This window comes from Streptococcus oralis subsp. tigurinus, from assembly GCF_002093575.1.
GTDB lineage: Bacteria > Bacillota > Bacilli > Lactobacillales > Streptococcaceae > Streptococcus > Streptococcus oralis_CH.
This window is the reverse complement of record NZ_LNVH01000008.1, coordinates 1-12573: the sequence shown is the minus strand read 5'-3', so window position 1 is coordinate 12573 and position 12573 is coordinate 1. Positions and strand designations below refer to the sequence as shown.

The window sequence follows — 12573 nt, the reverse complement described above, 5'->3', positions numbered from 1 at the left end:
CGCCTCTTTTATGATATAATCAAAAAAGAAAAGGAGAGTAGTATGTATCAAGTTGGAAATTTTGTTGAGATGAAAAAACCACATGCTTGCACAATTAAATCAACAGGTAAAAAAGCCAATCGTTGGGAAATTACACGTGTAGGGGCAGATATCAAAATCAAATGTAGCAATTGTGATCACCTTGTTATGATGAGTCGCTATGATTTTGAACGAAAAATGAATAAGATTATTGACTAAGAACCCTTAGTTAGAGGGTTAGCAAGTTTTCCCTTTTTGTGTTATAATGTTAGGGATTGAAATGAGAACGGAGAATGAGAAACTATGGCTTTAACAGCAGGTATCGTTGGTTTGCCAAACGTTGGTAAATCAACCCTTTTTAATGCAATTACAAAAGCAGGAGCAGAGGCGGCAAACTACCCATTTGCGACTATCGATCCAAATGTTGGGATGGTGGAAGTTCCAGATGAACGCCTACAAAAACTAACGGAAATGATTACACCTAAAAAGACAGTTCCAACAACCTTTGAATTTACAGATATTGCAGGGATTGTAAAAGGAGCATCAAAAGGAGAAGGTCTAGGAAATAAATTCTTGGCCAATATTCGTGAAGTAGATGCGATTGTTCATGTAGTTCGTGCTTTTGATGATGAAAATGTTATGCGCGAGCAAGGACGTGAAGACGCCTTTGTGGATCCACTTGCAGATATTGATACCATTAACCTAGAGTTGATTCTTGCTGACTTAGAATCAGTCAATAAGCGCTATGCGCGTGTAGAAAAGATGGCACGTACGCAAAAAGATAAAGAATCAGTAGCAGAGTTTAACGTTCTTCAAAAAATCAAACCAGTCCTTGAAGATGGAAAATCAGCTCGTACCATTGAATTCACAGATGAGGAACAAAAGGTTGTTAAAGGTCTCTTCCTTTTGACCACTAAACCTGTTCTTTATGTTGCTAATGTGGATGAGGATGTAGTTTCAGATCCAGATTCTATCGAATATGTGAAGCAAATTCGTGAATTCGCAGCGACAGAAAATGCTGAGGTGGTAGTTATTTCCGCGCGTGCTGAAGAAGAAATTTCTGAGTTAGATGATGAAGATAAACAAGAGTTTCTTGAAGCACTTGGCTTGACAGAATCAGGCGTTGATAAGTTGACTCGTGCAGCTTATCACTTGCTTGGGCTTGGAACTTACTTCACAGCTGGTGAAAAAGAAGTCCGTGCTTGGACCTTTAAGCGAGGGATGAAAGCTCCTCAAGCAGCTGGTATTATCCACTCAGACTTTGAAAAAGGCTTTATTCGTGCAGTAACCATGTCATATGAGGATCTAGTGAAATACGGATCTGAAAAGGCTGTAAAAGAAGCTGGGCGCTTGCGTGAAGAAGGAAAAGAATATATCGTTCAAGATGGCGATATCATGGAATTCCGCTTTAACGTTTAATAACATTTAATAAATAGTGTCAATTAGGTTGGAAAAAAATTCCAACCCTTTTGGCTTTTGAAAGGAAAATAAATGACTAAATTACTTGTTGGATTAGGAAATCCAGGGGATAAATATTTTGAAACCAAGCACAACGTTGGATTTATGTTGATTGACCAATTGGCCAAAAAACAAAATGTCACCTTTACACATGACAAGATATTTCAAGCTGACCTAGCTTCTTTTTTCTTCAATGGAGAAAAAATTTATCTCGTCAAACCAACAACATTTATGAATGAAAGTGGAAAAGCGGTTCATGCTTTATTGACTTACTATGGTTTGGATATTGAAGATTTACTCGTTATTTACGACGACCTTGACATGGAAGTTGGGAAAATTCGTTTAAGAGCAAAGGGCTCAGCAGGTGGTCATAATGGTATCAAGTCTATTATTCAACATATTGGAACCCAAGTATTTAATCGTGTTAAAATAGGTATTGGAAGACCTAAAAAAGGCATGTCAGTGGTTCACCATGTTTTAAGTAAGTTTGATCAGGATGACTATGTGGGTATTTTACAGTCTATTGACAAGGTTGACAATGCTGTAAATTACTATTTGCAAGAGAAAAACTTTGAGAAAACAATGCAGAGGTATAACGGTTAAATGGTGACTTTATTAGATTTATTCTCAGAAAATGATCAGATAAAAAAATGGCATCAAAATCTGATAGATAAGAAAAGACAACTAATACTTGGTTTATCAACTTCTACCAAGGCTCTTGCAATTGCAAGCAGTCTAGAAAAAGAAAATAAGGTTGTGTTACTGACCTCGACTTATGGTGAAGCAGAACGAATTATCAGCGATCTTCTCTCTCTCTTAGGAGAGGAATTTGTCTATCCATTTTTGGTTGATGACTCTCCTATGGTAGAGTTTTTGATGTCTTCGCAAGAAAAAATCATTTCGCGGGTTGAGGCCTTGCGTTTTTTGAGTGATCCGTCTAAAAAAGGGATTTTAGTTTGTAATATCGCAGCGAGTCGGTTGATTTTACCCTCTCCGACTAGATTTAAAGAAAGTATTATAAAAATTGCAGTTGGTGAAGAATATGATCAACATGACCTTCTTCACAAATTAAAGGAAATAGGCTATCGCAAAGTTACACAAGTACAGACCCAAGGTGAGTTTAGTATTCGAGGAGATATTTTAGATATTTTTGAGATGTCTCAGTTAGAACCCTTCCGAATCGAGTTTTTTGGCGATGAAGTAGATGGTATTCGTACTTTTGAAGTCGAAACACAATTATCGAAAGAAAATCTGACAAACCTCACTATCTTTCCAGCTAGCGACATACTTTTGAGAGAAAAAGATTATCAACGAGGACAGTCAGCTTTAGAAAAGCAAATTTCGAAGACTCTATCGCCAATTTTGAAATCCTATCTAGAAGAAATTTTGTCAAGTTTTTATCAAAAACAAGTACATTCAGATAGTCGAAAGTTTTTATCTTTATGTTATGATAAAACATGGACTGTCTTTGATTATATTGAAAAAGACACACCAGTATTCTTTGATGACTATCAAAAATTGATGAATCAGTATGAAGCCTTTGAAAGAGAATTAGCGCAATACTTTACAGAAGATTTACAGAATGGTAAATCATTTTCTGAGATGCAGTATTTTGCAGATACAGAGCAAACCTATAAAAAACAAAGTCCAGTTACCTTTTTCTCCAATCTGCAAAAGGGTTTAGGAAATCTCAAGTTTGACCACATTTATCAATTTAATCAATACCCCATGCAAGAGTTTTTCAATCAATTTTCATTTTTAAAAGAAGAAATTGAGCGATACAAAAAAATGGACTACACTATTATTTTGCAGTCTAGCAATTCAATGGGCAGTAAAACATTGGAGGATGTTTTAGAGGAATATCAGATCAAATTGGATTCCAGAGATAAGTCAAGTATCTGTAAAGAATCTGTAAACTTGATTGAGGGTAATCTAAGACATGGTTTTCATTTTGTAGATGAAAAAATTCTCTTGATTACTGAACATGAGATTTTTCAAAAGAAATTAAAACGTCGGTTTAGAAGACAACATGCTTCAAATGCAGAGCGATTAAAAGATTATAATGAACTTGAAAAAGGGGACTACGTTGTTCACCATATCCATGGAATTGGTCAATATCTAGGAATCGAAACAATTGAAATCCAAGGCATTCACCGTGATTATGTCAGTGTACAGTATCAAAATGGTGACCAAATCTCCATCCCAGTAGAGCAGATTCAGTTACTGTCTAAATATGTTTCAAGTGATGGTAAAACACCAAAACTTAATAAATTAAATGATGGTCATTTCAAAAAGGCCAAGCAAAAAGTTAAGAACCAGGTCGAGGATATAGCTGACGATTTAATCAAACTGTATTCTGAGCGTAGTCAGTTGAAGGGTTTTGCGTTCTCAGCTGATGATGAAGATCAACAGGCTTTTGATGATGCCTTCCCTTATGTTGAAACGGATGATCAACTTCGTAGTATTGAGGAAATTAAGAGAGATATGCAGGATTCTCATCCCATGGATCGACTTTTGGTTGGGGATGTTGGTTTTGGGAAGACTGAAGTTGCAATGCGTGCAGCCTTTAAGGCAGTCAATGATCACAAACAGGTGGTCGTTCTAGTTCCGACAACAGTTTTAGCGCAACAACACTATACGAATTTTAAGGAACGATTTCAAAATTTTGCTGTTAATATTGATGTGTTGAGTCGTTTTAGAAGTAAAAAAGAGCAGGCAGAGACACTTGAAAAATTAAAGAATGGTCAAGTTGATATTTTGATTGGAACGCATCGTGTTTTGTCAAAAGATGTTGTGTTTTCAGATTTGGGATTGATGATTATTGATGAAGAACAACGATTTGGTGTCAAGCATAAGGAAACTTTGAAAGAACTGAAAAAACAAGTAGATGTTCTAACCTTGACAGCAACGCCAATTCCTCGTACCCTTCATATGTCTATGCTAGGAATTCGAGACTTGTCTGTTATTGAAACTCCTCCAACCAATCGCTATCCTGTTCAAACCTATGTATTAGAGAAGAATGATAGTGTCATTCGTGATGCTGTCTTGCGTGAAATGGAGCGTGGAGGTCAAGTTTACTATCTTTACAACAAAGTTGACACGATTGACAAGAAGGTTTCAGAATTACAGGAGTTGATTCCAGAGGCTTCGATTGGGTATGTTCATGGACAAATGAGTGAAATTCAGTTAGAAAATACTCTACTGGACTTTATTGAAGGTCAGTATGATATTTTGGTGACAACTACTATTATTGAGACAGGGGTAGATATTCCAAATGCCAATACTTTATTTATTGAAAATGCAGACCACATGGGCTTGTCAACCTTGTATCAGTTAAGAGGAAGAGTCGGTCGTAGTAATCGCATTGCCTATGCTTATCTTATGTATCGTCCAGAAAAATCAATTAGTGAAGTCTCTGAGAAGAGATTGGAAGCGATTAAGGGATTTACAGAATTAGGCTCAGGATTTAAGATTGCGATGCGAGATCTTTCGATTCGTGGAGCAGGAAATCTCCTAGGAAAATCCCAATCGGGTTTCATTGATTCTGTTGGTTTTGAATTGTATTCACAGTTATTAGAGGAAGCTATTGCTAAACGTAACAGCAATGGGAATAAAAGAACCAAAGGGAATGCTGAGTTGATTTTACAAATTGATGCTTATCTTCCTGACACTTATATTTCTGACCAACGACATAAGATTGAAATTTACAAGAAAATTCGTCAAATTGACAATCGTACCAACTATGAAGAACTACAAGAAGAATTGATGGATCGCTTTGGAGAATACCCAGATGTAGTAGCCTACCTTTTAGAGATTGGTTTGGTTAAGTCATATTTGGACAAGGTCTTTGTAGAACGTGTGGAAAGAAAAGATAACAAGATTACAGTTCAATTTGAAAAAGTCACTCAACGACTATTCTTGGCTCAAGATTATTTTAAAGCCTTATCCGCAACGAACTTAAAAGCAGCCATAGCTGAGAATAAGGGATTAATGGAAGTTGTATTCGATGTCCGAAACAAGAAGGATTATGAAATTTTAGAAGGTTTGCTGATTTTTGGAGAAAGTTTATTAGAGATAAAAGAATCAAAGGAAGCAAATCCCATTTAACATTTTTCTTCTATAAAAAGGATAAAAATGGTACAATAATAATTTGAGGTAATAAAAATGAGATTAGACAAGTATTTAAAAGTATCACGAATTATTAAGCGCCGCACAGTCGCAAAAGAAGTAGCAGATAAAGGTAGAATCAAGGTGAACGGAATCTTGGCCAAAAGTTCAACGGATTTGAAAGTTGATGACCAAGTTGAAATTCGCTTTGGAAATAAGTTGTTGTTTGTTAAAGTACTAGAGATGAAAGATAGTACAAAAAAAGAAGATGCAGCAGGCATGTATGAAATTCTCAGTGAAACACGGGTAGAAGAAAATGTCTAAAAATATTGTACAGATGAATAATTCTTTTATTCAAAATGAACATCAACGTCGTCGTTACCTGATGAAGGAGAGACAAAAGAGGAATCGTTTTATGGGTTGGGTCCTTATTTTGATGATCTTGTTGTTTATTTTACCAACTTATAACTTGGCTCAAAGCTATGATCAGTTACTGCAACGCCGCCAGCAATTAACAGAGTTGAAAGAGCAGTACCAAACTCTTAGTGACGAAAAGGATAAGGAATCTGCTTTTGCTGCAAAGTTGAAAGATGAAGACTATGTAGCAAAGTATGCACGCGCCAAGTACTATTACTCAAAGAAACGAGAAGCAATTTACACAATTCCTGATTTGCTTCCGAGGTAATGTCATGGAAAATTTATTGGAAGTTGTTGAGCAATTTTTAAGTTTATCAGATGAAAAATTAGAGGAATTAGCAGCTAAAAACCATTTATTACGATTACAAGAAGAAAGGGAAGAGAAGAATGCGTAAGTTCTTAGTAGTTTTATTGCTACCTGCTTTTATCATAACCTCAAGAGTAGTTAGCACAGAAAAACAGCTTCCTTACTCTTCACAAGAAATTTATTATCTAACCGAGTCTGATTATGGATTCTACTATAAAGAAACTCTTGAATCTCCAATGGTTTATGGAGAAACAGCCGTCTATGCTAATGAGGATCTTGTCAAGGAGTCTGGTAAATTGACTCCTGGAAATGCCTTTAAAATCGTAGAATGGCGTTTGAATAGACAAGGTGTTCCTGTTTTTAAATTAGATAATCACCAGTTTATCCTTGCAGATAAGCGCTTGGTCTATGATCAAAGTCAAGTTCAAACTCAAAATAGACAAGTATGGTTGGAGCCAGGGTTTGTTATCTATAACAGCCCTTATGACACTAAAGAAATTTCTTCATCCCTCTCTCCCTATCAATGCGTAACGTTGGATAGAGCTCTCTTTGCTGAGGGACAAGAATTTCTTCATATTGATCAAGTTGGGTGGGTATCAAAAGAGTTCACCTCAGAAGAAGACAATCGCATCCAGAAGGTTCAAGAAGTTTTATCAAACAATTATCAGAATGAAAATTATTCTATTTATGTTAAACAACTGACTACAGGTAAAGAGGCTGGGGTGAATGAAGACAGCAAACTCTATGCAGCTAGCATCTTGAAACTAGCCTACCTTTATTATGCTCAAGATAAGATAAATCAAGGAGAGTATACGTTAGACAGTAGCTTCAAGTATATCCCAGAAGTAAATAGTTTCCCTGGGTCCTATAAACCAGAAGGTAGTGGTAGCTTACCTAAAAAAGAAGATAACAAAGAATACAGTCTTCAACAGTTAATTACCAAGGTAACAAAAGAGTCTGATAATGTTGCTCATAATATTTTAGGTTATTACGTGACCAATCAATCTGACGGGGCTTTCAAAGAAAAAATGTCCATCATTATGGGCGAAGATTGGGATGTGAATGATAAACTAACTTCTTCAAAAATGGCTGGAAAAGTCATGGAAGCTATTTATAATCAGAATGGTTTTGTCTTGGAGTCTCTAGGTAAGACTGATTTTGACAACCAAAGAATCGCAAAAGGTGTTTCGGTTAAGGTAGCTCATAAAATTGGAGATGCCGATGAGTTTAAACATGACACTGCCATTGTCTATACGGACTCTCCTTTTGTTCTTTCTATTTTTACCAAAAATTCTGATTATGACACCATTACTAAGATAGCTAAGGATGTCTATGAGGTTCTAAAATGAGGGATCAGGATTTTTTAAATCATTTTCTCCAAAAAGAGTATTTCAAAAAACATTCGAAAGTCGTGTTAGCTTTGTCTGGCGGACTGGATTCAATGTTTTTATACCATCTATTGTCTACTTATCAAAATGAGTTGGGTATTGAGTTGATTTTAGCACATGTCAATCACAAGCAGAGAAGGGAGTCTGATTGGGAGGAAAATGAACTAAGGAAGTTAGCTGATGCAGCTGAACTTCCTATTTATATCACAAGCTTTTCAGGAGACTTTTCAGAAGCGCGTGCTCGAGAGTTTCGTTATGATTTTTTTAGGAAAATCATGAAAGAGGTTGGAGCGACCGCCTTGGTTACTGCCCACCATGCAGATGATCAAGTTGAAACGATTTTGATGCGCTTGATTCGAGGAAGTCGGTTACGCCATTTAACAGGGATAAAAGAAAGTCAAGTAGTTGATGATATTGAAATCATCCGTCCTTTGTTGCATTTTTATAAAACAGACTTCCCACCAATTTTTCATTTCGAAGATCAAACAAATCGTGAGAACAGTTATTTTCGCAATCGTATTCGAAATAAGTATTTACCAGAACTTGAAAAAGAAAATCCCCGCCTTAGATCTGCTCTTTTAAATCTAGGAAGTGAGATTTCAGATTACCAAGCAGCCATAACGGAGCTTTCTGAACAGATTGATGTAGAAGATTTGAATGAGCTCTTTTCATACTCTCAACTAACTCAAGGAATCTTGCTCCAGAACTATCTTAATCAATTCCCAGACTTAAATCTGACAAAGGCTCAGTTTACCGAAGTTCGACAGATTTTAGCAACGAAAAGCCAGTATCGTCACTCTCTTAAAAATGGCTATGAATTGATAAAAGAGTATCAACGGTTTCAAATTTGTAAAATCAGTCCTCAGGCCGATGAAAAGGAAGAAGAACTTGTGTTACACTATCAAAATCAAGTTCGATATATGGGCTATTTATTTTCCTTTGGCATCCCTATTGAAGGGCATATTGTTCAAAAAGTAACAGTTTCACGGGAAACATCTGTACATATTAGATGTCGAAAACCTGGCGATGTTATTATCCTGAATGGTCATCGAAAGAAACTGAGACGCTTATTTATAGATTTAAAAATCCCTATTGAAAAACGAAAAACAACCCCTATTATTGAGCAATTTGGAGAAATTGTCTCAATTTCAGGAATTGCGACCAGTGATTTGAGTAAAAACACGAAAAATGATATAATGAACACTGTAATTTATATAGAAAAAATAGATAGGTAAAAAGATGTTAGAACACGATATTAAAAAAATCCTCGTTTCACATGATGAAATTACAGAAGCAGCTAAAAAGCTAGGTGCGCAACTAACAAAAGAATATGAGGGGAAAAATCCAATTCTTATTGGAATTCTGAAAGGATCGATTCCTTTTATGGCTGAATTGGTCAAACATATTGATACGCATATCGAGATGGACTTCATGATGGTATCTAGTTACCATGGTGGAACAGCAAGTAGTGGTGTCATCAATATCAAGCAAGACGTGACTCAAGATATCAAAGGAAGACATGTTTTATTTGTAGAGGATATCATTGATACGGGTCAAACTTTGAAAAATTTGCGAGATATGTTTATTGCAAGAGAAGCAGCTTCTGTTAAAATCGCGACTTTGTTAGACAAACCAGAGGGACGCGTTGTTGAAATTGAAGCGGATTACACTTGCTTTACTATTCCAAATGAGTTTGTAGTAGGTTATGGTTTGGACTATAAAGAAAATTATCGTAACCTTCCTTATGTTGGAGTATTGAAAGAAGAAGTTTATTCAAATTAGAAAGATTTATCTTTAATGAAAAAACAAAATAATGGTTTAGTTAGAAATCCATTTCTATACTTGTTAATTATCTTCTTCCTAGTGACAGGATTCCAGTATTTTTACTCTGGAAATACTGCTGGACGAAGTGAAAAAATTAACTATACAGAATTGGTAAAAGAAATTACAGCAGACAATGTAAAAGAATTAACCTATCAGCCAAATGGTAGCATCATTGAAGTGTCTGGTGTTTATAAAAATCCTAAGACTAGTAAAGAAGAAACAGGAATTCAATTTTTTACTCCTACAGCTACAACAGTAGAAAGATTTTCAAGTACTATTCTTCCGTCTGATTCAACAGTTTCAGAATTGCAAAAACTTGCTTCTGAACATCAGGCAGAAGTAACAGTTAAACATGAGAGTTCAAGCGGTATGTGGATCAATATCCTTGTCTCTGTTGTGCCGTTTGCTATTCTCTTCTTCTTCCTATTCTCTATGATGGGAAATATGGGAGGAAATAATAGCAGAAATCCAATGAGTTTTGGACGTAGCAAGGCTAAAGCTGCTAACAAAGAAGATATCAAGGTACGTTTCTCAGATGTTGCAGGTGCTGAGGAAGAAAAACAAGAATTAGTCGAAGTTGTTGAATTCCTAAAAGACCCAAAACGATTTACAAAACTTGGTGCGCGTATTCCTGCGGGTGTTCTTTTGGAGGGACCTCCGGGAACAGGTAAGACCTTACTTGCTAAGGCAGTTGCTGGAGAAGCAGGTGTTCCATTCTTTAGTATTTCAGGTTCTGATTTTGTAGAAATGTTTGTAGGAGTTGGTGCAAGCCGCGTTCGTTCTCTTTTTGAGGATGCAAAAAAAGCAGCGCCAGCCATCATCTTTATCGATGAAATTGATGCTGTTGGTCGCCAACGTGGTGTTGGTCTTGGTGGAGGAAATGATGAACGTGAACAAACCTTGAATCAACTCTTGATTGAGATGGATGGTTTTGAGGGAAATGAAGGAATCATCGTTATCGCTGCGACGAACCGTTCAGATGTTCTTGATCCAGCTCTTCTCCGCCCAGGACGTTTCGATAGAAAAGTCTTGGTTGGTCGCCCTGATGTTAAAGGTCGTGAAGCAATCTTGAAAGTTCACGCTAAAAATAAACCTCTGGCAGACGATGTTGATTTGAAACTAGTTGCCCAACAAACCCCTGGCTTTGTGGGAGCTGACTTAGAAAATGTTCTAAACGAGGCAGCCTTGGTTGCAGCCCGTCGCAACAAATCAATCATTGATGCTTCAGATATTGATGAGGCAGAGGACAGAGTGATTGCTGGACCATCTAAGAAAGATAAAACAGTATCACAAAGAGAACGTGAATTGGTTGCTTATCATGAGGCTGGACATACCATTGTTGGTTTAGTCTTGTCAAATGCCCGTGTTGTTCATAAAGTTACCATTGTACCACGTGGACGTGCAGGTGGCTACATGATTGCACTTCCGAAAGAGGATCAAATGCTTCTATCTAAAGAAGACATGAAAGAGCAATTAGCAGGTTTGATGGGTGGTCGTGTAGCTGAAGAGATTATCTTTAATGTCCAAACGACAGGAGCTTCAAATGACTTTGAACAAGCTACACAGATGGCGCGTGCAATGGTAACTGAATACGGTATGAGTGAAAAACTTGGCCCAGTTCAATACGAAGGTAATCATGCTATGTTTGGTGCACAAAGTCCTCAAAAATCAATTTCAGAGCAAACAGCCTATGAGATTGATGAGGAAGTTCGTTCATTATTAAATGAGGCACGAAACAAAGCAGCTGAAATCATTCAGTCAAATCGTGAAACCCACAAGTTGATTGCAGAAGCATTGTTGAAATACGAAACATTGGATAGTACACAGATTAAATCTCTTTACGAAACAGGAAAAATGCCTGAGACTGTAGAAGAGGAATCTCACGCCCTATCTTATGATGAAGTAAAATCAAAAATGAGTGAAGAAAAATAAATTTAGAGAGGTTCGACCTCTCTTTTTATGTTCTAATGTGATGGCTACCGAGCAGATGCCCTGATAGTCGACCCTCCTCGTACAGGCTTAGATGATAAGCTACTGGATACCATTCTGACCTATGTTCCAGAAAAAATGGTCTATGTATCCTGCAATGTTTCGACCTTGGCACGAGATTTAGTTAAACTGGTAAAAGTCTATGATCTCCAGTATATCCAGTCAGTTGATATGTTTCCCCACACTGCACGGACAGAAGCAGTTGTGAAGTTGGTTAAAAAAAGATAGGATCGCTAAGACATAAAAAACAAACAAGATACGAACCAAAGCAAAAAAAGTATAACGGATAATTAAATAGTATAGGAAAAATTTATTATATAGAAGTGATAGAGCACAGAGGAGTAAGCTAAATGTCATTAAAAGAAAATCTAAATAAATATGACTATTTAAAAGAAATTTGCAAATTCTCAGATTTAACAAATGTAAACATAGAACAATTGATAAAAGGGGTGTCAAATGACGAAAAAAAATTGTGGGCAATGTTTGCTAGGAAAAGAAGAGGCTTGAATAACGATAATTCTGATTTGGCACAGATTTGCGTACAAGTTGGGAGTAGTATTAACATATACTCTGAGTTAAGAAGAATATTAAGATGTATGATTTCTGAACCAAAAAAAGAAAAAGTTTCTACAGAATTCACGGTTGATGCATATATGTTTACTACATTCATGGATAAAGACAGTATCAAGTACAGATCTATTTATAATGAATTCGAAGATTTTATTATTTATGAAATTATTGCTGAAAAATACTTAGCTAATATAGATTATGGAGACTATGATAAAATCAACTATTCGGAAGTGAAATTTGCGCTTGAACATCGTGCTTATTTATGGAATCCAGCCCCATCAACATATGGAAATAAAGAACGAGAAATACTCGCAACTTTTAAAACAAGAAAAGAGAACAAAGAGAAAGAAGTTGAAAATTTTTTTGTAGAATGAAAAAAGATCTTGACAAAGTAGGAAAAGTAGGTATAATAGAAAGAGTTGAAAAGCTCAAGGTCCGTTGGTCAAGGGGTTAAGACACCGCCTTTTCACGGCGGTAACACGGGTTCGAATCCCG

12 protein-coding genes and 1 pseudogene are annotated in these 12573 nt (G+C 36.3%); all 13 read left to right on the top strand.

All coding sequences use genetic code 11. From position 1 onward, the window contains the following. Window positions 1-42: 42 nt before the first annotated feature. Window positions 43-237, top strand: a complete 195-nt coding sequence (locus ATE37_RS09275; RefSeq protein ID WP_000285184.1) for a DUF951 domain-containing protein — start codon at window positions 43-45, stop codon at window positions 235-237. A gap of 84 nt (window positions 238-321) precedes the next feature. After that, the gene (gene ychF, locus ATE37_RS09270; RefSeq protein WP_001218702.1) at window positions 322-1437 is read left to right on the top strand and encodes a redox-regulated ATPase YchF; all 1116 of its coding nucleotides are present in this window, start codon (window positions 322-324) and stop codon (window positions 1435-1437) included. A 72-nt stretch (window positions 1438-1509) separates the two neighbouring features. Continuing rightward, complete coding sequence (gene pth, locus ATE37_RS09265; RefSeq protein ID WP_084868836.1) at window positions 1510-2079, top strand: aminoacyl-tRNA hydrolase; 570 nt, start codon at window positions 1510-1512, stop codon at window positions 2077-2079. Then, the gene (gene mfd, locus ATE37_RS09260) at window positions 2080-5583 is read left to right on the top strand and encodes a transcription-repair coupling factor (protein WP_084868835.1); all 3504 of its coding nucleotides are present in this window, start codon (window positions 2080-2082) and stop codon (window positions 5581-5583) included. 57 nt (window positions 5584-5640) lie between these two features. Continuing rightward, entirely contained in the window at window positions 5641-5907 is a 267-nt protein-coding gene (locus tag ATE37_RS09255) for an RNA-binding S4 domain-containing protein (RefSeq protein ID WP_084868834.1), read from the top strand. Further along, the gene (locus ATE37_RS09250) at window positions 5900-6268 is read left to right on the top strand and encodes a septum formation initiator family protein (RefSeq protein WP_000041922.1); all 369 of its coding nucleotides are present in this window, start codon (window positions 5900-5902) and stop codon (window positions 6266-6268) included. The genes ATE37_RS09255 and ATE37_RS09250 overlap by 8 nt, the downstream gene beginning before the upstream one ends. A 4-nt stretch (window positions 6269-6272) precedes the next feature. After that, on the top strand, window positions 6273-6395 hold the full coding sequence (locus ATE37_RS10965; RefSeq protein ID WP_000429343.1) for an SP_0009 family protein: 123 nt from the start codon (window positions 6273-6275) through the stop codon (window positions 6393-6395). Next, window positions 6388-7656 (top strand): serine hydrolase, encoded by a 1269-nt coding sequence (locus ATE37_RS09245; protein ID WP_084868833.1) that lies wholly within the window; start codon window positions 6388-6390, stop codon window positions 7654-7656. Before ATE37_RS10965 ends, ATE37_RS09245 begins: the two co-directional genes overlap by 8 nt. Further along, window positions 7653-8930, top strand: coding sequence for a tRNA lysidine(34) synthetase TilS (gene tilS, locus ATE37_RS09240; protein WP_084868832.1), 1278 nt, complete (start codon window positions 7653-7655; stop codon window positions 8928-8930). The genes ATE37_RS09245 and tilS overlap by 4 nt, the downstream gene beginning before the upstream one ends. 4 nt (window positions 8931-8934) lie before the next feature. Beyond that, window positions 8935-9477 (top strand): hypoxanthine phosphoribosyltransferase, encoded by a 543-nt coding sequence (gene hpt / locus ATE37_RS09235; RefSeq protein WP_000889402.1) that lies wholly within the window; start codon window positions 8935-8937, stop codon window positions 9475-9477. A 15-nt stretch (window positions 9478-9492) separates the two neighbouring features. Then, window positions 9493-11451 carry an ATP-dependent zinc metalloprotease FtsH gene (gene ftsH, locus ATE37_RS09230; protein WP_033583696.1) on the top strand — a complete coding sequence of 653 codons (1959 nt, stop codon included), beginning with the start codon at window positions 9493-9495 and terminating at the stop codon, window positions 11449-11451. Between the two features lie 39 nt (window positions 11452-11490). Continuing rightward, window positions 11491-11736: pseudogene (locus ATE37_RS09225) on the top strand (23S rRNA (uracil(1939)-C(5))-methyltransferase RlmD); the annotation flags it as partial. Between the two features lie 122 nt (window positions 11737-11858). Next, entirely contained in the window at window positions 11859-12452 is a 594-nt protein-coding gene (locus tag ATE37_RS09220; protein WP_084868831.1) for a hypothetical protein, read from the top strand. Window positions 12453-12573 lie beyond the last annotated feature (121 nt).

Bases quoted from the DNA above. Each gene is read 5' to 3' on its own strand.
- tilS (WP_084868832.1), top strand. From the start codon at position 7,653: ATGAGGGATCAGGATTTTTTAAATCATTTTCTCCAAAAAGAGTATTTC.
- ATE37_RS09250 (WP_000041922.1), top strand. From the start codon at position 5,900: ATGTCTAAAAATATTGTACAGATGAATAATTCTTTTATTCAAAATGAA.
- ychF (WP_001218702.1), top strand. From the start codon at position 322: ATGGCTTTAACAGCAGGTATCGTTGGTTTGCCAAACGTTGGTAAATCA.
- pth (WP_084868836.1), top strand. From the start codon at position 1,510: ATGACTAAATTACTTGTTGGATTAGGAAATCCAGGGGATAAATATTTT.
- ATE37_RS09245 (WP_084868833.1), top strand. From the start codon at position 6,388: ATGCGTAAGTTCTTAGTAGTTTTATTGCTACCTGCTTTTATCATAACC.
- hpt (WP_000889402.1), top strand. From the start codon at position 8,935: ATGTTAGAACACGATATTAAAAAAATCCTCGTTTCACATGATGAAATT.
- ftsH (WP_033583696.1), top strand. From the start codon at position 9,493: ATGAAAAAACAAAATAATGGTTTAGTTAGAAATCCATTTCTATACTTG.
- ATE37_RS09275 (WP_000285184.1), top strand. From the start codon at position 43: ATGTATCAAGTTGGAAATTTTGTTGAGATGAAAAAACCACATGCTTGC.
- ATE37_RS10965 (WP_000429343.1), top strand. From the start codon at position 6,273: ATGGAAAATTTATTGGAAGTTGTTGAGCAATTTTTAAGTTTATCAGAT.
- ATE37_RS09220 (WP_084868831.1), top strand. From the start codon at position 11,859: ATGTCATTAAAAGAAAATCTAAATAAATATGACTATTTAAAAGAAATT.
- ATE37_RS09255 (WP_084868834.1), top strand. From the start codon at position 5,641: ATGAGATTAGACAAGTATTTAAAAGTATCACGAATTATTAAGCGCCGC.
- mfd (WP_084868835.1), top strand. From the start codon at position 2,080: ATGGTGACTTTATTAGATTTATTCTCAGAAAATGATCAGATAAAAAAA.